Source organism: Methanofollis sp. UBA420, from assembly GCF_002498315.1.
Taxonomy (GTDB): Archaea; Halobacteriota; Methanomicrobia; order Methanomicrobiales; family Methanofollaceae; genus Methanofollis.
Genome location: NZ_DAGX01000007.1, coordinates 154,895 through 175,140, shown reverse-complemented (window position 1 = coordinate 175,140; position 20,246 = coordinate 154,895). Strand labels below are relative to the sequence as shown.

The window sequence follows — 20,246 nt, the reverse complement described above, 5'->3', positions numbered from 1 at the left end:
AAACGCGGAGAATATATCATGGAATCTCAGGCTCAAAGGGATGGGGAGTACCAGATAAAAGGTGACTACCATAAGAAACTGGATAAAGAATGGCGATACTATCCGGTGTATACCGCAAAGATGGAATATCTAACAGACTTTCTAAAAGATATTCCAAAAAGTGCAAAAATTCTCGATGCAGGATGTGGGGAAGGAGTACTTGTCGAGAAATATCGAAAACTGGGATATGATATCAGGGGTCTGGACCTGAATTACTCTTCAGAGTGCGTGATTAAAGGGGATCTCCTCAAAACACCGTTTGAAGAGGGAGAATTTGATGTCGTCCTCTGCCTGGATGTTATCGAACACCTCAACTTTGAAGATCAGGGCCCCGCACTCCATGAAATTCACCGGATTCTCAAGAAGGGAGGAGTAGTTCTTCTCGCCATCCCGAACCTCGCTCACTTTGCATCTCGGTTGTCTTTTTTATTTACAGGCAATTTGATACGGACGTCAACGATAGAGCGTCACAGAGGGGATAGACCCATAAAAGAATATTTAAAACTCACTTCAGAGGAAGAGTTTCAAATCATCAAACGAAAAGGGATATTCCCAACATTACCTATCACATCAGTTCTTACCTATCTCTATCCAGGAAAGGTGATGATACTTCACAAAGTTCTGAATCGGTTACTTCCCTACCCGAACTGGTGCTTCTTAAATATCATCACCTGTAAGAAGGGATGAAATTCTGGGTTTAAAGATAAATCCCTATATCAAATTATGGATAATAACCATGGGCGACAAAGATTTAGAGAGAATCTCAAAGAAGTATGCTTTCCATGAGGCTTGCTAGTTGTATAACTGAGATAAGATGGGGAACAATATGACAGTAAATCTCGTAGATCATTTAGAAAAGGTTCATGAATTTAGCGAGAGCGATTTTAGATGGAAAAATTTGCGAAAACTTGTTTATAAAGACGTAATTGGAAAATCAATCTTAGACGCGGGTTGTGGCACAGGAGACATGACATTGCATTTATTAAATGCAGGATATGATGTCACGGCTATCGACTATTCTGAAGAACTTGTAACTATTACACAAAAAACGATTGAATCAAAGAATTACAAGGCTGAAGTGTGCCAACTAGATCTGTGTAATGCTCGATGCTTGGGCCATAATAGATATGACACGATAGTGTGTTTGGATGTTATCGAACACGTTGAAGATGACAAAAGAGCTCTACAGAATATTTATTATACACTAAAAAAAGGAGGGAATCTCATCATCTCGGTACCGGCGTGTAATTACCTTTATAGTACAAGGGACAAACAAGTTGGCCACTACAGAAGGTATATTAGAAGCGATTTACTTAATACACTGACGGATTGCAAATTTAAAGTTTTAGAAACCAGATACTGGAATTTTATAGGAGTTATACCATACTTCATCTCGGGAAAATTGCTTAAAAAAGAAATATACGAAGGCATGAGATATTCAAGAGATTCCCAAATATCAAAAGGAATAAATTACATTCTAGACAACTGGTTTTCCATTATTGAAAATAACGTCAGACCGCCAATAGGTCTGACACTTTATATTGTCTGTACTAAAGATTAATTTTATCAGTCACACTGAGATTCAATAATTCAAATCCACCTAAAATAAAAATGTACACCAAAAGCAAAACATGGTAACCAAAACCAGAACTAATTGCAACATCTTGCGCGAGTCCTGCAGCAACAAACCCAACAGTCCATCCTGCCTCAAGAGTCCCAAACCCACCAACTCCCTGGACAGGGAGAACGGTTGTAAATATTGCAAAAGTGGATGCAAAGAGTACAGCGGTAAAGTCCATAGGAATACCCATCGCCGCGATGAGGACATAGTTTAAAGAATACATGATTGTCCATACACCAAGCGAGACAAACAGTACCTCAAGGTACAGATTCTTGCGGGTCGAACCCAGTCTCTCAAGACACTCAACAGTCTCCTCACACTTTTTCAAGACGTATATTCCAGGGGAGGAGCGGTTGAGATGAAGTACCCCAAGGATCTTCTCCAACAAACTCAGCGATGAGCGTCCGTAATAGAGCAATCCAAACAGGACGAAAACCATCGTCACCATAAACACAGCGGCGATCTGGATGAGGTCCATGGCAAAAGATGGCACTTCCCCCATCAAAGAAAAGGAAATAATAAACAGAATTGTTATGGTAATGAAGTCAAAAACCCTCGCCACCACAAGGGTGGCAATACCTTCCCCCGTCGTTCTCCCATCCACTTTTTTCAGGAGATAAACATAGGACAGTTCTCCGGTTCTCGCCGGCAGGATGCTGTTCACCATGTTGTGGACGCAGACAATCCTGAAGAGACTACGTAGCCCCACCTCTCGATTCAGCAGGATATGAAAGCGTAATGCTCTGAAAAAGTAGCTGCAGGTGTAGAGGAGGAAGCCCAACACAAGGTAGAGAGGATCGATGCTCGCAAGGGTGGTGACGACGTCTGAAAGGTTGATCTGAGAGAAGAGGATCACGAGGAGTACGACAGTGACAAGCAGAGCGGCGGCTTTGGCGAGATCCGAATGTTTCACCTTGAAATCACGTACTTTATTAATTGATATCTGGAAACATATAGACTGAACGATACCGAGATACCAGGTTCGTACAGATGAAATAGCAGGGTGATGAGAATTCAAGATTTGAAGACGATTTTTTCAAAAGTACAGAACCTCTCAGATGCAAAGAAAGCAGCAGGAGTTTTTGCCTCCTATATTCTTCTGACAATAATCTTCACTTACCCTGTTGCTTTTAAGATCGGGTCGGATATCCCGGGCGGATGGGATGCATTCTACTGGATGTACTCTCTCTGGTATACGGGGTATGCCATTACACATTCCGATATGACTTCCCTCACATACACAGTCATGCAATTCTATCCGGAAGGCATCCCAAACATGTCCTTCCCCTCCGCATTCAATCAAGCACTCTATTTCCTGATGTCTCCCTTCCTTGAACTCCATGTCATCTATACCCTCCTCTGGCTCCTGACATTTATTCTGGGCGCCTTCGGAGCATACCTGCTCGTAAAGTATCTGACAGGGAACACACCTGCGGCATTTATATCCGGGATCGTCTTTGCATTCGCTCCCTATCACTTCGTGCACGCACTGGGCCATTTCGGGGCCACCTCCATCGAGTGGATCCCCTTCTGCGCCCTCTATCTCATGAAGACATTCAGGGAGGGCGGGAGGAAAAACAGCATCCTCGCAGGGATATTCTTCGTCCTGGTCGCCATGAGTGACCTCCAGTATATGGTGTTCATGGGGCTTTTCGCACTTCTGCTCTGTCTCTATGAACTCTATCAGATTCACTCAGATGAACATCTGACGATAATCGCCACAATCGAAAAAGTATTCAAAAAATATCTTCCCTTCGGGCTGGTGTCTCTTGCAGGAGTGCTGCCTTTCACGATCAACGACATCCTTATGGCGACTTCTGGGAACAACTTCCTGAAGCCAAATCCCATGGAAGCGGTGACATACTCGACAGACCTGCTGAGTTTCTTCCTTCCCTCCCAAATGCACCCAGTTTTCGGGAGCATCGTGGCCCCGATCTACAACAACTTCTCCGGAAATATGACCGAACATACAACGTACATCGGATATGCCGTTTTGATGCTTACAATATTTGCCGTCCTGAAACTGAGGTCCAGCAGGGAAGTACAGTTCTGGACGCTCTCGGCGGTTTCATTTTCTCTCCTCAGTCTGGGCCCCCTGCTCTCCATAAACGGGGACACCAAATTTTCAGTTTTCAACACCACCGTGCCACTCCCCCATCTGGTGCTGTATTACCTGATCCCCTTTCTGGAAAACTGCAGGACCACAGGCAGGTTTTATGTTATCGCAGCGCTCGCGTTTGCGGTGCTCGCAGGGTACGGTATTGCGGAGTTGCTGAAGAGACGTACCCTGAAAAAGGACGTATTCGTGGTGCTGATCGCCGGGGTCATTCTGTTCGAGTACCTCTGTTTGCCTTACCCCACATCCTATGTTGACCAGCCCGAGTTTTACAAGGAAATAGCCAGGGATACTGAGAATTATGCACTCCTGGAGATCCCGGCAACGGCAAATTACGGTGCAGGGATAAAAATCGAATATTATCAGACAATACATGCGAAACCTATCGTTGGAGGCCAGGTTGCACGGGCACCGTTAGGAGCGAGAGATTTTGAGAAAAATACTCCATTCATAAGGGAATTGACATATTTGTCTTCATCTCCCCGGGATATCATACAAGAGAATATATCACAGACTGGCCCTTCCATACTAAAACAGCACAATGTCAGATATATCATTCTCCACACTGACTATTTATCCAAACAGGAACTCGATTTCGTTTTTGGGTTACTGAACAGCACCAGCATATCAAAGCCGCAATCATACACCAGAGATGGGTTGATCGTATATAAGGCAGTTAATGAAACCATCAACCTAAACTCTAGAATATCGAACGTATAATACAAACAAGAGAAGTGGCAGAATCCATCAGGCAGATGTTTAATCTGGCTTTACAAAAACAGATCATTTGAATAATAATCATTAAATTTTTTCTTTTCTTAGAAACAGAACTACTGGAGGATATAAACCACAAATTAAGGCAAGCATCAGGAGCAACACATAAAATAGAGAATATTTCCAAGCCCGCAAGTACCTCCTCAAATGAAAAGGTAAGGTTTCTGCCCCCATTTCAAAAAAACCATAGACAGGACAGATGAGAGAGTGTCATCTTATCCTGATGAGAGTATCTTACAAATATTAATTACGACACTTTTTGAGGAGGATATTCATACCCCGGAACAATAGATCTTCTTTTGGATAATATTTCTGTGCACGCAGGTAATTTGGGTGTTCTAGATGACTTTTATTCACAACTCCTGACCATGTGTATGATACGATCTTCTCAAACAAACCATGATTCGGATCGGTGTATTTATCAAACAGAGTAAAAAAATACTCTTTATTCCGACGATTCAGGCCATATTTAAAGTCAGAGAGGACGGCAGGAGGACAATCTGCTTCTTGCAGCATAGATTCATATTGCTCTTGTGAACGCAACAGGTGCTCCCAGGGCAGAGCAATAAAATCAAACATATGGGAACCAGTGTCGCAGTAATATAAAGGATCAAACTGGATATATGCAAAACCATTTGGCTTTAGAACGTGCCAAATTTCTTTAAGAACCGCCTCAGGATCCGATACGTGCTCAAAAGCATTAAGACAAAAAACTGAATCAAATAATTGATCCTTGAATAATAAGGACTCTGCATTCATTTTAATGAACTGGCATTTCGCCCCATCAAAAGGATAATTGAAGCGAGCATATAAATCCAAGAGATTTTGTTTGAATTTTCCACCCCAGAGGGTTTCATAATCCAGTAAATCAACACCAATTGTGAATCTACAACCTTTCCCAACCAGAAAACCAGTATGCATCCCTGTTCCGGCACATAAATCCAGAACAAAGGAATCTTTTAATTGGAAATTTCTTTCGATAATCTCATAACATCGCGTAAATTCGTCCAGGTGATGTCGGAAATCCACTTCAACATCGTACTCTTTTATATTAACCATTTAATTCATATCAATGAGATCTTCGTAATAAGATTTTAACCGCTCAGATATAATAGGCCAGGTATAATTTGAAATTGCTTTTTGATATCCACGACTCCCAAACTGACAGGCCTTAGTCTTGTCATCAAGGAATAATCGAATTGAAGACTCAATATCCGAAACATTTCCACAGAGACAACCATTCACATGATCTTCGATCAAAGAAGCAACAGCCCCACAATATCTATTCCCGATCACGGGCTTTTTCCGGGACCACGCCTCACAGAACACCATCCCAAAACTTTCACTCTCAGACATCATCGCAAACGTATCACAGGCATCATAAGCATCTACAAGGTCCGTTTCCGGAGCCTTTCCCAGATATGTGACGCCAGCGGCATCGATCGGCACCCGATCCTCATCAGGGCCTATCATGACCAGATGTGCGTCCGGATAGTCCTGGTGCAGAGATGCCATCGCGGAGATGAGCATATCGTACCGCTTGCTCGGACTTTTTCTGGACACTGTAAGTATGATCTGCTTGTCCTCGAAACCATATTTTTCCCTGAACCTCCCGCCATCGACATCCGGGCTTAAAAATACAGTATCATCGATTCCAGGGCCGAGGCACACACTCTTCGCCCCGATACGATCAAAGAGTTCGTTCTTGGAATACATCGAATTTGCAAGAACGAGATCGGCCTGCTTCAACTGGTCATAATAATGTGACCAATGGTAAAATTCATCATCGATATGCATTTCAGGCAAAACAACAAGGGTGGGTAGGGAAGGGTGGACTCGCCATTTTGAAGAGATGGATGCCAGCACCTCCCCATCACAGATCTGCAGGGCAAAGGAGCAGGGGGAGAGAACTAGCATACAGGCACCAGAGAGACGGGAAACTCACCTCGAAGATCCGTAAGAGGGAGGGATATATCAACCGAAATATCAATTCTCAAGCAATGAATGAGTCCGCCCGGACTGCGACACTCTCCATGACCGCACTATCAACGCCGCAACCAATAGCAAGAAAGAGGTCTTGCACAAGCAGAACCTTCTTGTCGGGTATCCAGTGCTGAACACGCGCAGCAATCCTGTGGACTCGCCTCAGGAGAGAGAAGAATAAAGGAGGATCCCACCCCAACAGGTGGGGGTACGTTTTCATTCATGCTGTCAACAGGAGTTCAAAAGATTCTGGAATCCTCCCAACAATGAAAGAAACTTCTGCTCAACGTGATCCCATCGATAGTTACTCGCAACATACCTCTTCCCATTTTCGCCCATCAGATCCCCCAAACCATCTTTTCCAAGCAAATACCGGGTACATTCCTCAAATTCGTCGTAACCCTGATACCACAGACCAGCATTACTCCGGACACAGTGCCCCTTCAATACACCACACTCCCCATTTGCCAGAACCGGCGTCCCGCACGCCATCGCCTCAAGCGTGACCAGTGACAGACTTTCATATGGCGAGGGCATGATCAGGAACTTCGCCCTGTGTAGCAGTGAAAACTTCTCACCTTCTGAGACAAAACCCAGATAGATAATCTTCCTATGCTTGGGAACCCCTATGGCGTCCTGGCCCGCCATTACCAGATAAGGTACCGATTCCATCTCCCGCGCCAGTCGTTGATAGAATTCAAACAGGGTGTAACATCCTTTGGAACCCTCAATTCTGCCAAGGTAGAGGATATACTCAGAAGGTACCTTCACCTGCTGGAGGGCGTCAGGAACCTCAATGCCCGACCCGATAACATCCACAACTTTTCCCAACTCATCAAAGCGCACCTTCCGGCGTATGAGATCACGCTCCTCAGGAGTACTGTATACTATTCCCCCAGCACGGGAAAAGATCTCTCGGGTCGTTGAGAGGTTCAGAGCAGGGTCATCTTCTGCAAAAGGAATCAGGATTGCTTTTTTCCCGACGTTTAATACACCATGGTAACTCTGATAATACCTGAACGTGAAGAAGATAAAGCAGTCGAACCGATCGACATTATCCTTGATATATGCAATGAGATCCGGGCAAACAGGACCATTTTCCTCTATCCACCCCAATTCATCATCTCGGGAGTGTTTATGGTAAAATACTCGCTCCTGAACCTGCAAAAGATTTGTTTGATTCCTCATTTTGGTGTTCTTAAACCGCCGGACAGGGATACCATTGACGACGTCGACCCCCTCAGAGCACTCATTCTTCCAGGTATGGTAATTCTTCGCACAGGTAGTCAGGACTTCGATATCATGATACTTTATCAGGTGCTCTGCAAAAAGCCTGGTCAAGTGCTCTGCTCCCCCGACAATATCGGTGCCATATCGCTGAACGACAAATGCAATCTTCATGTACTCAGCACCTCTGATCGATCAGGTACTGTAGATACTCCTCCATCTGGCAAACAATGGAGTCCCAGGAAAAATCATTTTCAACGAGTTTCCGGGCATTACTCCGGAGACGCTCACGGATCGGATCATCAGAGATCAATTCCTGAATCTTCCCGACCATCTGTTCGGGGGGGCATACGATGGCATGCTCATAGTTTACAATGGGAATGCCCCGTGCACCGACCGGTGTGGTTACAACAGGAATACCAGCACTCATATAGTCCAGCATCTTCAAGTTGGTGCCGGAACCACTGAACATGGGATTTATGGCAACGTCAGCTAATTTATACAGTTCACACTTCTCATCTTCATCCACAGTACCGAAAGCCAGCACATTCGCTGGCAACGCGCCGTACTCCTGGGTATAATAATCCTTTATGCTGCCGACTATGAGAAAGAGGCAGCCTTTACATTTTTTCTGAATATCTTCGACGATGAACCTTAACGCTTCTAGGTTGGGGGGATGCCAACTTCCCACGAACAGTATTGTTGGAACCCCCGAAAATCCAACACTTTTTTTCATTTGTTCTCTTTCTTTATCACTAGGTATCCCGATATGTTTGACATCAACCCCATTCGGCACAATCACGATCTTGTCAGGATTGACGCCGTACATCTGTATAAGAATTTCCCTGTTCTCATCAGAGATCGCAAAGATACGATCGGATTCCGTGCACGCGGCCATCTCAGATTCAGATATTCTGGCCAGATAATCAGAATTTTTGATATAATCTTTCTTTTGTTGGTACTCGACATCGATCGCATCATAGACAACTCTCTTCCCCGGCCCGACGTATTTATGCAAAGAGAAGAGATAGGGGTGAGCGAAAATAACGACGTCAGACTGCTCCATCAACTCTTTTACCGTATCGACATAATCGTGGGACAATTCGATATGATTGATCATCGCAACGTCATAGAGATTGACTCCCACTTTCTTCTCCATACTCCACTGTGCCTCGGCGTGTTCCCGGTTCTGAGGGATGCAGATCTGCCGGAGTCCATTTTTAAGCGTGAGGTTTTGATACACCTTGTTAGACTCGATAACGGAACATATGGTAACATCATAATGCTTCGCCAGAAGCGAATACAGATTATAAAGCCGATGCTGGCCGCCTCCCCTTGGAGGATAGCACGAATAGGTGGCTAGAACCAGGATCTTTCTCTTTTTCTGCTGCCGTATGACCTCTCCACCAAGAAGACGACTGCTAAAATTTTCCCACGTTATGCCCTGTGCCGTCAGATAGCCATATTCACCCATCTTTCTGGCCTCATAAGGATGCTCAATGCAATAGTTTATCTTTTCGGCAATTCTACGGGGGTCTGGATCTACCACAAACCCACTCAGCCCATTCTTTACCAGTTCAACAGGTCCACCGCTATCCGTGGTCGTAATCACGGGTTTTCTGCTTAACATCGCTTCGAGTGTGATCAGACCATAGTCCTCAGCATATGGAATGAATACAACAGCCAGCGCTCGGGAATAGAGATCTACAAGTTCTTTATCATGCACGAAACCAACGAATTCAATTCTCTTATCTCCATCTGCCATCTTCCTCAGTTTCTGCTCTTCCGGCCCGGTGCCAGCAATCATCAATTTGATTCTGTGAGGGACATATTTCATGGCTTTGATGATGAGATCAATCCGTTTCGGTCCGTCAAGGCGGCTAACCGTAAAGAGATAATCATATCCGGTACTGGAATAGTGATTCAACTTTGAGGGGGGATGAATGATATTGACGCTTACGCCAACGGGGAAGTAGTCCTTCCGCAAGCGTACCGTATCTGACATAGTATAATATTGCTTAATTCTCTCAGGGGCAAGTGCAAATCCGTCAAAAAAGTGAATTATTTCCTGAACGAAGGGTCCCGGGAATTGAAACGTCTCCGACTTATAGTGCGCCTCATCTTCTTTCAACAACCGAAGTTTTTCGAATACAACATTTACAGCATCCTTAGAGAAGTGGTTCTCATGAATGATTTCAACAATCTCCCCAACCAGTCCGACACGCAGGTATGCGGGCGTCTCTGTAGGCAGGTTGCAGAAGTGGTAGGTGTCGTACAGCCCTCGCAATGTATGAACCATGTACACGACATGATTACCATGCTGAACCATCCAAGATGGGTATTTGGTGGAGATAACCATGTCAAAATGTGAGAGATCAAGGGTATAGAATGAGTAGTATGACGCAATAAGATTCCAAAAATTATCTTCCCGGGTAGGGATTTTAACGAGTTCACACTGGTGAGGGGTATACTCATGTATCGCTTCCCGCATACCCCAGAAAAGTTGTTCTGCCCCGCCAACTGTAAAAGGAACAGGACTTGGGGCAACGATTGCAATTTTCATATTTTTGTCCCTTCCAAAATGAATTTACAATACACAGAATCATCAATTACTTCCGGATTATCTAATATGTGGACTTTAAAACTCATATTTTTATTAGGCTTTATTAATCGAGCATATAAAGAACCAGGAGAGTAAAACCTACCATGCCGATTACCCCAATCCTTCGTGCAATAAACTACAGCATTGCTATCAAATTGGACACGCCCCTGCACCGCATATATCGGATCTGTCTGGCACGCCTCCTCTGAATACAGGTATAAGGGAACAATTACAACTTTTCCTCCCTGGACCAGCAACCGACCGATCTCGTTCATAAACCGAATATCAGAATCGGTTTCAAAATGTTCAATGCTACAGGTAGCTATAGCACCCTTAAAAAAGCCATTCTGAACAGGGATATCTGCAGCATCACAACCGATTCTATATTCATGTACTCCAGAATCATACATGATATCTTGAGAGTAACTAGTACAACCAGTTAGCCTATGAAATATTTCTGGGATGGGAGAGTGCTCACTGGCTATGTCAATAAAATTGTCACCTTTTTTAAGATCCATGAGTTTATAACTCAAGAAGTGCTCTAAAGATTTTTCATAGAAGTTATCAAAGTAATAATTAGGATACCGTCTTTTATATTCTGCCCGAAAGATGTATAATAGATATTGCAATCTGCTAATATACAACGTATCTACTGGAATCCCAAGATCTTTTAATCCTTCACACACAGCGGACGTACATTTCGGCCCAGTATTGTTTATCGCTCCAATAGCAATTTGATTTTGTACACGTTCTTTTAATATTTCTATGCTTTTCTCGAAACTTAACTTTCCCGGACTAGGTTGGTATTCGTACTTCATTTCGTTCACCCATAGGATTTAGATTACTTTTTCCCGATCACTGCGTAGTCCTGAGCCCCATACAGGATCCCATTCAGCATCTCGATATTATGGTTATAAGACTCAAATAAAACCTTATTTCCTGCATCCATCTCTCCTTCTGAAGACAACGTCCGCAGCCGTCCCTCTTCAGCCACTGGCGAGGAGAACTGTGCCTCGATCTCCCTGAATCCCACAGCACCAAAGAGGAACTTCAGGGTCTCAGGGTGAACCGGCCGCACATGGCTCATGTCGATATAGAAGTTTGCCAGAGAGACGAAGGAGAGCGGGTTCACCGTCTCGGCGACGAGGTAATACCCGTACTGGAGTTTCTGACAGCAGAGTTCGAGGAGACGGACAAGGTACGCGGGTTCGAGGTGCTCGACGACCTGGTCGATGAAGATACCGTCGAGGCTCCGGTCTTCGAGGGCCTCCAGATACGAGACTGCATCCACCTTCTCGACGGCCAGTCCCTTCGACCTGCAGAACTCCACCATCGTATCGTCGATGTCGACACCGCGGGCACCGGTCCCGTGCTCCCGCATCAGTTCAAGGAACTCGCCCCTGCCACAACCGATGTCCAGGACATTCTTGCAGCCCTCTAAGTAGGGGAGGAAGGCCTCCTGCCGCCCCTTGATCTCCTGCCGTGAGCCGCGGAAGCGTTCCTCGAAGACGAAGTAGTTCAGGCCGACCCCATCAGAAATTTCAGAGGCCCCGGAGATGTCCTCACCCTCCCAGGAGGCATTCGAGATCCTTTGCTCAAGGACGCGAGCAAGACCAGCTCGATCCCTGATTTCGGCATCCATTGCAGCGAGTCTCTCCCTGACTTTCTCTTCGACGAGAGAATCCACCTCGCCCTTTATCCGGGCGACCGCATCATTGACAGACGAGATCTCAGCCCTGACTTCCTCATCCTCCCGCCGCAGGCACTCCTTCATCATTGCCTTGATGTCGGCCTTCATTCCAGCGACGAGATCTCGCACCTCGGCCCCGGTCTGCCTCTGAACAGAGGAGATCTCTCCCCGGAGTTCGGTCTCGGTCTGCTGGATCTGGCCGCCAACCTCCCCCCTCATCTCGGCCCTGATCTGGTCGAGGACATCAAGGATCTGGAGGGCGACACCTTCCTTCAATGTCTTGACAAACGCACCTTCGGGATGCAAACGTGATTCCAGATCCCCGAGGCGCCCATCCATATCATTGAGAACGCGGGCGGCACTCCCGTTGAACTCGCTCTGCTTCCAGAAGACCGGGTCCACGTACCGCCGCACCTCCCCGTGGACGAGTCCGCGTCCCTTCACCAGGAATTTTCCCGTAAACGGACGGTGCGAACTGATGAAGTAACCGTTGTTCTGGACGCTCCAGTTGCTCGAAAGATAGGTAAGATCTTCCTGAGCAGCCTTCGAATTATTCCCTCTCACAGCTGAACCTTGAAAGGAGGCGCGGGAGGCGGATTCTCCCAAATGAAGCCCTGATTCCTTCCGCCGCCCGATATTCTCCCGGATCTGCTCCATGATCTTTTCGACGTCGATCTCGCCGTCGCGTATTTCTAAAGTATCCTCACCCATGTCACTCATTTCCCATTACCTGAGAGATTTCCGATCCTAATCTTCCCAAAATCGAAAAGCAGCCGAAAGATTGAACTCGCATGAATGATCACCTTTTTTCTAAGAGAATACATGCTAATCCTGCGGCTGCAGGGGCATTATCATCTTGATAGAGTGTACTTGCCAGTTCAGACTTATCACACTTATGCCATCCAGATCTGTAGATGAAATAATCCTCCAGAACTATTGAAAATTTTGATAATTCAACTAATCTCTGCAAACGGGCATCGTCATAATGAATGAACCACCCGTAATCATATGACTTCCCATAGGGCACTGTAACAACAACTCTGCCATAGGGTTTCACTATTCTGTAAATTTCTTGGAGGGCCTTGAAATCGCCCTCATTATCTTCACTTACATAAGGAATATGATATACGGAATTGTCTCTCCCAATATGTTCTATTGTAGATATACAGAATACGAGATCGAAAAAATCGTCTGGAAACGAGGTATTCCTGATATCCCCAACGACCGATATAATCCCAGGACAATTTTTAGGAATCATATCAATCCCAAAAAGTTGAGGGATATTTAAAGACAATAATTCCGATACATATCTATCCTCAGCGTTGGCATAGCCAACATCGAGAACTCTCTTCTCACTGTGGTAACAGGATACCGCCCAGGGGATTTCAATACACCTCTCTGTATCTCCTTGCCCAAAGGGCTCGGCAGGCAACGTAAAAAGCGGCGAGTGTCTACCTAATGGTGGATCAGATAACAAATACCGATAATATCTATTTAATCTCTCAAAGAATGTTTCATTATTACTCATTACGTTACCTCCTATCAAATATCCAATCACAAGTCAGAACAAATGACCCTTAAACCTTTCAATAAAACCTGTTATCCACCTACCAAATCTAGGGGATATTCCAAGATGTTTTCATTACTCTTCAAATCAGAGAGAGGGCGATAGAACGAGCAATTTTTGCAGATATCAGGGATCTTCGGGGAATTAAGCCACAGGTTCCTTGTTTTGTTTGAGTTATAGATCTCTCCAAGAGTTTGATCAGCAATATTCCCGAGTAATAACTCATGATCTCCTTCATAATCCGCACAGGGACAGAAGGACACATCTCCATTAGAGAGTATTTGTGCCGCCAACAGGGGGATGAGACATGGTTCGGAGGACTGTATTTTCTTCGTCCACTGCGCATCCCCAGGTAAAATCACGGATTCGTCAAGGGAAACACCCCAATTAGAATAAGTCGTAGTATAACTATACGGATAAACGGAGCCAAAATTCTCCTCGATCCAATTTTGAATCTCAGAATCCGCCTTATTATTCAACAGGCGAAATCCAAAGACAATATTATCTCTATCTGTTAAATCAACAACTTTTCGAATCGAGCAAAGCATCTTGTGATAGGTATTTCTCCGTGTCATTGTGCAGTACTCTTGCTCGTCGAGACCGTATACGGAAATGTGAATCCGGCCCAACTGATTCACGATATACTTGAGGTCATCATCAGAGTATCTATCCGCGTAGACAGCATTCGTCGTTACAGAAACATTTCTAATCAAGGGGTAATCCGAAATGAGCGCAATCCGTTCGAGCAAATGGGGATCAAAAAAGATATCCCCGACCACAGGTGTTAGAGACAGGTATCCGCCACCCATCTCCGAGTAATCATTGAGAACCTTCTGGAAAAGGTTCATATCCATAATTCTGTGTTCCCTCTTCAAACGGTCATAGGGGCAGATAATGCACCGGTGATTACAGATATTCACAGTCTCGCATATGAGCATGAGCGGTCTGCTCTGCAACCCGGAATCAGGATTCCCACCAAAAAAATCCCGGATCCGACCATGCCAGCTCATTTTCTTCGTGTAGTGGAGATATTTATGATAATCCGGGCAATCGAGCAGAGGGAGTCCATGGTAAACATTCATAAGGCATCATCCTCTCCCTGCCGGATCCGCACATCCGGATGCATATCGAAGACACCCGCAAAGCGGATCCCATCTGTTTTTGCTGTGACGGTCAATATCACTCCATCGTGCATTAAGTAGAGATATTCTTCGAAATTACCGTATCCCCATCCCTGATTCGCAACACCCACAGAGAGAGAGTAGTGACCAGGTGCAAGGGGGACTGCCATCTCAAATTCCACAACCGCAACTTCACCGGGCTTCAGGGGTTGCGTAGCACAACCCATGCAATAGGTGTTCGTCTCAAATACTGAGACTCCAAGGCTGTTACGGATGAAAAAACCATAATGAGGATCTTTCAGATATCTATCAGACTGTACGCGAATTTGAATTGTGATGATATCATCGGTCTCAACGGAATCGACATCCTCCCCCTCAGAGTCGATAATTCTAAGGGACGTCACATCAACCTCACCCGTGGACACATCAGAATGGAGAGCTGAATCAGCACGCACACAACGGTCAATCTGAACCTCAGATGAGCCAGCGTGAGCCTTCTTCAGGAGAGAGGCCTGGTAGAAATCAACCACCTCTTTCGGCTTTCCAACCATCGTTATTTTCCCGTTCTCCAGCAGGAACGCATAATCGCAGAGTGTCTTTACCGCGTTCGTATCATGCGACACAAAAATGATCGACCCCCCGGCTTCCTTGAACTCCTGGATCTTTCGCATGCACTTCTGCTGGAAGTAAGCGTCGCCGACCGAGAGCGCCTCATCGACAAGAAAGCACTCTGGATCGGCATGGATGGCGACGGCAAAGCCGAGGCGCATCAGCATCCCGGACGAATAGGTCTTGATGGGTTCATTGATAAACTCTCCGAGTTCGGCAAAACTGATTATTGCGTCCTTTTTCGCCTCTATCTCGTCGCGGCTCATGCCGAGGAACGTCCCGTTCATGAAGATGTTCTCAAGGCCGGAGAGTTCGGAATTGAAGCCGGTCCCAAGTTCGAGAAGCCCGGTGACTTTTCCCGAGATCTCCACCGCTCCCGTATCTGGGAGCAGAACACCGGAAAGGATCTTCAGAAGCGTCGATTTGCCCGCGCCGTTCTGCCCGACAATCCCCAATGTTTCGCCGGAGTCGACCTCGAAAGAGATATCTTTGAGTGCCTCGAAATCCCGGTGGTACGACCGGTGGAAGAATACCTCCTTGAGGCGATCCGCCGGGGAGGAGTATATCCTGAACCGCTTTGAAACGCCCGTTACCCGAATCATGCTGGTTCCTCAGATAAAATCACGGATATCACGCTCCAGTCTCCGCATCAGGTATTGCTTCACGGCGAGGAGAACGATCCCGAGGCCGAAAAGAAGGATGAGGAAGAGTCCGTTCGGCAGTTGCCCATAACTGAACATGCTCTGGTAGGAGTTAACGAACCAGAACGCGGGGTTGAAAACCTCGATGCCCTTCACAAACTCGGGAAGGATCTCAGTCACGTAGACGATCGGGGTCAGCCAGAACCAGAGTTGGAAGACGACATTCACCGTCTCCCTCATATCCCGGAGGAATACGACCAGAATACCGAGGATCGATCCAAGCGCGTAGGCCACGAACTGCTGAGCTGCAAAGACAACCGGCAGTGCGAAGAGCACCGGAGGGAACTCATATCCCGTCGCAAAGAGGAAGACAAGGATGATCGCAAGGGTGATCCCGAATATGATCGATTCCGATATCACGATGTACAGCGGGAAACAGTTTAGATCCACATGGATCTTAGAGATGATATTCTTGCGGTCGAGATAGACCGTCGACGACCGCATCACGACCGAAGAGAACGTGGTCCAGGGGATGACACCGGCAAGCAGGTAGATTCCATAACTGTAAGCATTCGACGAACCGGGCAGGCGTGCTCCCATGATGTTTGCAAAAACGATAAGGTAGATGAAAACGGTCACCAGCGGAAAGATCACCGACCAGAGCGCTCCAAGCGAAGAGCCAGAATATCTCTCCCAGAGGTCGCGCCGTGCGAGTTCGATTAACAGTGGCAACTGACCGGATAGCGACATGGAACCTCTTATGTACTCTTATCTTCTGTCTGCATAAGCGATTCGGCAACCAACTCCCGGATAGAAGTTGAAAACCGCGAAATGTCAAACAGGGCTGCACGCGCCAGGCATGCCTCCCTGTACTCTTCCGGGTCTTTCGAGACGGCAAGGACGGCGTCGCGGATATTCGCCACGTCCGCCTCCACGAGCACCCCTGTCTCCGGAGTCACGGTCTCCCGAAAGCCCCCTTCGTCCACGGCGACGACAGGTTTGCCGCTCGCCATCGCCTCGACCGGCGTGAGGCCGAAGTCCTCGTCCATCGCGGTGCAGACAAGGCCCCGGCACCGGGAGTAGAGGTCGAGCAGGTCTGCCTCCGGGACCTCGCCCCTGACCTCCACATTCGGCGGCAGATTGTCCTGGATCCTGCCGGCGTACGTTGCGGCATGATCTCCTGCCGCATACCCGCCGACAATGATCAGCCTCTCCTCCGGCATCCGGCGGAATGCCTCGATCTGGAGTTCGATCCGCTTCTCCGGGTACAGGCGGTTCACCGAGAGCCAGAAGTCCCCGTACTCCCTGCAGGAGAACTTCGCGGTGTCCACGGGAGGGTAGATGAGGTCAGACTCCCGCTGGTGGTAGGCACGGATCCTTTGCCTGGTCGTCTCCGAGATCGCGACGATGCGGTCGACCTGCCGAACCGACCGCTGGTCCAGTCTCCGGTGAACGCCTGCCCAGAGGCGGAAGGCCTGCCTGGTCACCGGGTCCTGCCGCCGGAGGAAGGTGTCATACAGATCGTAGAATGCCCGTACCGGAGTATAACAGTACCAGAGATTCGGGTGATGACAGTGTGCCGCATAATGGCTCCAGTTCCCGGTGAAGATAAAAAAATCATAGTCATCCGAGAGATCACAGGAGGAAAAAGATCGTGTTGCGGAGATCTGCTTCAAAGGGGGAAATTTTATCGTCTTCCCCAGGCTGATGACCGGGACAGACATATCCATCTTCTCGACGGCATCGACGTCGGTGGTGATGATGTCGGCACCGAGCACCTCTGCAAGAGTGACGACGACCTTCTCCCCGCCGCCGATGGCCCCGAAATAATCATGGAAGATGGCAGTCTTCATGCCCGCTTCTTCTCGTCCATGAAGTAGTTGAGCTGGTCCCTGACGATATCTCCAACACTGTACGTCGAGACAAAGCCGAGTTTCTGCAGTTTCGTGATGTCGGCCATCAGGATCGGGACCTCGGCAGGCCTGAACCGCGCCTCGTCAAAGGAGATCCTGACCTTCCGACCGCCGCAGACCGCGGTGATCCCCTGGTCGGCGAGAGTGTAGTCGATCGATCCTTCGAGGAGCATCCGGTCGACATTCGTCTTGTCAAAGCGGACGCCAAACATCTCCGCCGTGTCTCTGCCGGTCGGGTTGTCCACGGACTTCTCTCCTTTGAACGTCTCGATTCTGTCCACAGGCATCCCTGCCGCCTCAAGGCTGAGGAGGATATAAGAGAGGACCGAGGTCGTGCGCATCGAACCCTGGTTGTAGACCTCTCCCGGCTTTCCTTTTTCTGCAAGGAGGCAGTAGCCATTGATGACATCGCGGACATGGGACCAGTCCCTGAAGGCGTTCACATTGCCGATGGTGACCCGATCGATCTCGCCGGCAACGAGTTTCGCCACCTGGTTGGTGACGACGGAGGTGACGAACATGATCCCCCGGCCGGCACCCTCGTGGTTGAAGGCACGGGAGACGATGGCCTTCGTGCCGTAGGTGTAGAAGTAGTTCCTCATCAGGTGGTCGCCATAGACCTTGCTCACCGCATAGGGCGACATCGGCCTGAGGGGGTTCGTCTCCTTGATGGGCACCTCGGGAAGGACAGTCGGCTGCGGGAAGATCGCACCGTACTTCTCCTCTGCCCGTGCGTACTGCTCCTCAGAGCTGAAGACCAGCCCGTATTCCTCGGACGACCCGGCAAAAACAATGGTCGGGTCGCAGTCCTTCATCCTGATGGCTTCGAGAAGGTTATTGGTGCCGATCGAGTTGATCTGCGCCGTTTCGACCGGGTGGGTGAACGAACGCGGGACATAGGACTGAGCGGCAAGGTGGAAGACCACATCGGGCTCGGCCACATCGAGGGCGGTGGCAAGGCCGGAAATATCCTCGAGGTTCCCTTCGATAAAGCGGATCCCACCCGCAATATCCTTCTCGGCGATATTCTTCGGGATCGATCCGTCTGCCCGCCGGCGGATCAGGCCATAGACATTCGCACCCTCGTCCAGCAGGTGCCGTGCAAGATATGAACCGGCAAACCCGCTGATACCGGTGATAAGAACGTTCTTTTCATTCCACTTCATTGAAACCCTGACCTGCAGTTTATGCCATGCCTATTGTCTATGTTTTTTTATATACCTGTTCAAGATGTCTGGCGACGGTGTCCCAGGCATATCTCCCTGCCATATCCAGGGAACTCTTTTTCAGATCGGCACCCTCTTGCAAGGTGAATAACACCTTCCTCGCGATCTCCCCCGCCGAGAGCCCGCAGACAAAACCGTTCACCCCCTCTTCCACCAGATCCCGGACGGCATTGCCGGGGTGGTCCGCCGTCACCACGGGGAGGCCGCAGGCCATCGCCTCCAGGGCCGCGATCCCGAAGCCCTCCCGCGTCGAGGGGAGGACAAAGACCTTCGAGGCCTTCATCGCGGCGATGACAGACACATAGTCGGGGAGGAAACCGGTGAAGAATACCGAACCGGCGAGCCCGAGGTCGTGCACCCGCCTCTCCACCCCGGCCCTCTCCGGGCCGTCGCCGACGATCACGGCCCTGAGGTCGGGGACCTCCTCCCTGACCATGGCCAGGGCATCGACGAGGAGGTCGGCATGCTTCTCCCGGATCAGTCTCCCGACGAAGATGACGTCGGTGGCCTCGGCCGAAGGCGGCACCGCCGCGATGCGGGCGAGGTCGATGCCGTTCGGGACGACCTCGACCCCCTCCCTGACGCCGAGGCCTGCGAGGGCCGACGCGGTGGAGGGGGAGACCGCGATGTGGCGGTCTGGCAGAGTCGCAACGAACCTCTCGACCGCCCTCCCGGCGACGCCCTTCCGGCCGAGGTACTCCTGCCAGTAGTCGCCCCAGACCTCGTGCCAGGTGATGACCAGGGGGACCTTCCCGGCAGAGGCCGCCGCCCGCGCCGAGATGCAGGAGAAGTACGGAAAGTTCTGGCAGTCGATGAGATCGGCTCCAGAGGCACGGAGGGGGCCGAGGACCGCCTGCCCGAAGCGGAGGGCCTGCACAACAGATCTCCTCCCGCCTGCATAGAGCGGCACCGGCGCACAGACGCCGTGGAGCACCACGCCGTCCTCCTCGATCGTATCGGGACCGTCCCAGAACTTCATGCCATAGAGGTGAACCTCGTGGCCCCGCGCCGCAAGGCGGGTGGAGACCTCCCGGATCCGCTTCTCGACACCCCCCATCACGTACGGGTAGACGGCATCATAGACATAGGCGATCTTCATCGACGGCAGGAACTCCAT

The 20,246-nt window shown here is 48.6% G+C and carries 17 protein-coding genes; 3 read left to right on the top strand and 14 right to left on the bottom strand.

Annotated elements, in window-relative coordinates; translation table 11 throughout:
* The first annotated feature begins 18 nt into the window (after positions 1 to 18).
* Together BP869_RS10915 and BP869_RS10910 are read left to right on the top strand one after the other, a co-directional pair.
* A complete protein-coding gene (locus BP869_RS10915) occupies positions 19 to 726 on the top strand; it encodes a class I SAM-dependent methyltransferase (RefSeq protein WP_342679611.1) in 708 nt (235 codons plus the stop codon).
* A gap of 139 nt (positions 727 to 865) precedes the next feature.
* On the top strand, positions 866 to 1,600 hold the full coding sequence (locus BP869_RS10910) for a class I SAM-dependent methyltransferase (protein WP_342679609.1): 735 nt from the start codon (positions 866 to 868) through the stop codon (positions 1,598 to 1,600).
* On the opposite strand, the gene BP869_RS10905 is transcribed toward BP869_RS10910, so the two are convergent.
* The gene (locus BP869_RS10905; RefSeq protein ID WP_342679607.1) at positions 1,590 to 2,573 is read right to left on the bottom strand and encodes a lysylphosphatidylglycerol synthase transmembrane domain-containing protein; all 984 of its coding nucleotides are present in this window, start codon (positions 2,571 to 2,573) and stop codon (positions 1,590 to 1,592) included. The genes BP869_RS10910 and BP869_RS10905 overlap by 11 nt on opposite strands.
* A gap of 93 nt (positions 2,574 to 2,666) precedes the next feature.
* Here BP869_RS10905 and BP869_RS10900 point away from each other — a divergent pair, with 93 nt between their 5' ends.
* Positions 2,667 to 4,496 carry a hypothetical protein gene (locus BP869_RS10900; RefSeq protein WP_342679606.1) on the top strand — a complete coding sequence of 610 codons (1,830 nt, stop codon included), beginning with the start codon at positions 2,667 to 2,669 and terminating at the stop codon, positions 4,494 to 4,496.
* Between the two features lie 297 nt (positions 4,497 to 4,793).
* Here BP869_RS10900 and BP869_RS10895 read toward each other — a convergent pair whose 3' ends face one another.
* The 13 genes from BP869_RS10895 to BP869_RS10835 form a co-directional block, all read right to left on the bottom strand.
* Complete coding sequence (locus tag BP869_RS10895; protein ID WP_342679605.1) at positions 4,794 to 5,609, bottom strand: class I SAM-dependent methyltransferase; 816 nt, start codon at positions 5,607 to 5,609, stop codon at positions 4,794 to 4,796.
* Positions 5,610 to 6,467 (bottom strand): glycosyltransferase family 4 protein, encoded by an 858-nt coding sequence (locus BP869_RS10890; protein WP_342679603.1) that lies wholly within the window; start codon positions 6,465 to 6,467, stop codon positions 5,610 to 5,612.
* 294 nt (positions 6,468 to 6,761) lie between these two features.
* Entirely contained in the window at positions 6,762 to 7,934 is a 1,173-nt protein-coding gene (locus tag BP869_RS10885; protein WP_342679601.1) for a glycosyltransferase family 4 protein, read from the bottom strand.
* Positions 7,935 to 7,938: 4 nt separating this feature from the next.
* A complete protein-coding gene (locus BP869_RS10880) occupies positions 7,939 to 10,323 on the bottom strand; it encodes a glycosyltransferase family 4 protein (protein WP_342679599.1) in 2,385 nt (794 codons plus the stop codon).
* Positions 10,320 to 11,180, bottom strand: coding sequence for a hypothetical protein (locus BP869_RS10875; RefSeq protein ID WP_342679597.1), 861 nt, complete (start codon positions 11,178 to 11,180; stop codon positions 10,320 to 10,322). Before BP869_RS10875 ends, BP869_RS10880 begins: the two co-directional genes overlap by 4 nt.
* A 23-nt stretch (positions 11,181 to 11,203) precedes the next feature.
* Entirely contained in the window at positions 11,204 to 12,763 is a 1,560-nt protein-coding gene (locus tag BP869_RS10870) for a class I SAM-dependent methyltransferase (RefSeq protein WP_342679595.1), read from the bottom strand.
* 88 nt (positions 12,764 to 12,851) lie between these two features.
* Positions 12,852 to 13,580, bottom strand: a complete 729-nt coding sequence (locus tag BP869_RS10865; protein WP_342679593.1) for a class I SAM-dependent methyltransferase — start codon at positions 13,578 to 13,580, stop codon at positions 12,852 to 12,854.
* Between the two features lie 71 nt (positions 13,581 to 13,651).
* Positions 13,652 to 14,701: a radical SAM/SPASM domain-containing protein gene (locus tag BP869_RS10860; protein WP_342679591.1), complete on the bottom strand. Its 1,050-nt coding sequence runs from the start codon at positions 14,699 to 14,701 to the stop codon at positions 13,652 to 13,654.
* Positions 14,698 to 15,951, bottom strand: coding sequence for an ABC transporter ATP-binding protein (locus tag BP869_RS10855; protein WP_342679589.1), 1,254 nt, complete (start codon positions 15,949 to 15,951; stop codon positions 14,698 to 14,700). The genes BP869_RS10860 and BP869_RS10855 overlap by 4 nt, the downstream gene beginning before the upstream one ends.
* Positions 15,952 to 15,960: 9 nt before the next feature.
* Positions 15,961 to 16,740, bottom strand: a complete 780-nt coding sequence (locus BP869_RS10850; RefSeq protein ID WP_342679587.1) for an ABC transporter permease — start codon at positions 16,738 to 16,740, stop codon at positions 15,961 to 15,963.
* Between the two features lie 8 nt (positions 16,741 to 16,748).
* Positions 16,749 to 17,843, bottom strand: a complete 1,095-nt coding sequence (locus tag BP869_RS10845) for a glycosyltransferase (protein WP_342679585.1) — start codon at positions 17,841 to 17,843, stop codon at positions 16,749 to 16,751.
* Complete coding sequence (locus BP869_RS10840) at positions 17,840 to 19,069, bottom strand: GDP-mannose 4,6-dehydratase (RefSeq protein WP_342679583.1); 1,230 nt, start codon at positions 19,067 to 19,069, stop codon at positions 17,840 to 17,842. Before BP869_RS10840 ends, BP869_RS10845 begins: the two co-directional genes overlap by 4 nt.
* A 37-nt stretch (positions 19,070 to 19,106) precedes the next feature.
* Positions 19,107 to 20,246 (bottom strand): glycosyltransferase family 4 protein, encoded by a 1,140-nt coding sequence (locus BP869_RS10835; RefSeq protein WP_342679581.1) that lies wholly within the window; start codon positions 20,244 to 20,246, stop codon positions 19,107 to 19,109.

Bases quoted from the DNA above. Each gene is read 5' to 3' on its own strand.
- BP869_RS10875 (WP_342679597.1), bottom strand. From the start codon at position 11,180: ATGAAGTACGAATACCAACCTAGTCCGGGAAAGTTAAGTTTCGAGAAA.
- BP869_RS10845 (WP_342679585.1), bottom strand. From the start codon at position 17,843: ATGAAGACTGCCATCTTCCATGATTATTTCGGGGCCATCGGCGGCGGG.
- BP869_RS10835 (WP_342679581.1), bottom strand. From the start codon at position 20,246: ATGGAGTTCCTGCCGTCGATGAAGATCGCCTATGTCTATGATGCCGTC.
- BP869_RS10885 (WP_342679601.1), bottom strand. From the start codon at position 7,934: ATGAAGATTGCATTTGTCGTTCAGCGATATGGCACCGATATTGTCGGG.
- BP869_RS10910 (WP_342679609.1), top strand. From the start codon at position 866: ATGACAGTAAATCTCGTAGATCATTTAGAAAAGGTTCATGAATTTAGC.
- BP869_RS10915 (WP_342679611.1), top strand. From the start codon at position 19: ATGGAATCTCAGGCTCAAAGGGATGGGGAGTACCAGATAAAAGGTGAC.
- BP869_RS10865 (WP_342679593.1), bottom strand. From the start codon at position 13,580: ATGAGTAATAATGAAACATTCTTTGAGAGATTAAATAGATATTATCGG.
- BP869_RS10860 (WP_342679591.1), bottom strand. From the start codon at position 14,701: ATGAATGTTTACCATGGACTCCCTCTGCTCGATTGCCCGGATTATCAT.
- BP869_RS10900 (WP_342679606.1), top strand. From the start codon at position 2,667: ATGAGAATTCAAGATTTGAAGACGATTTTTTCAAAAGTACAGAACCTC.
- BP869_RS10895 (WP_342679605.1), bottom strand. From the start codon at position 5,609: ATGGTTAATATAAAAGAGTACGATGTTGAAGTGGATTTCCGACATCAC.
- BP869_RS10855 (WP_342679589.1), bottom strand. From the start codon at position 15,951: ATGATTCGGGTAACGGGCGTTTCAAAGCGGTTCAGGATATACTCCTCC.
- BP869_RS10890 (WP_342679603.1), bottom strand. From the start codon at position 6,467: ATGCTAGTTCTCTCCCCCTGCTCCTTTGCCCTGCAGATCTGTGATGGG.
- BP869_RS10840 (WP_342679583.1), bottom strand. From the start codon at position 19,069: ATGAAGTGGAATGAAAAGAACGTTCTTATCACCGGTATCAGCGGGTTT.
- BP869_RS10870 (WP_342679595.1), bottom strand. From the start codon at position 12,763: ATGGGTGAGGATACTTTAGAAATACGCGACGGCGAGATCGACGTCGAA.
- BP869_RS10850 (WP_342679587.1), bottom strand. From the start codon at position 16,740: ATGTCGCTATCCGGTCAGTTGCCACTGTTAATCGAACTCGCACGGCGC.
- BP869_RS10880 (WP_342679599.1), bottom strand. From the start codon at position 10,323: ATGAAAATTGCAATCGTTGCCCCAAGTCCTGTTCCTTTTACAGTTGGC.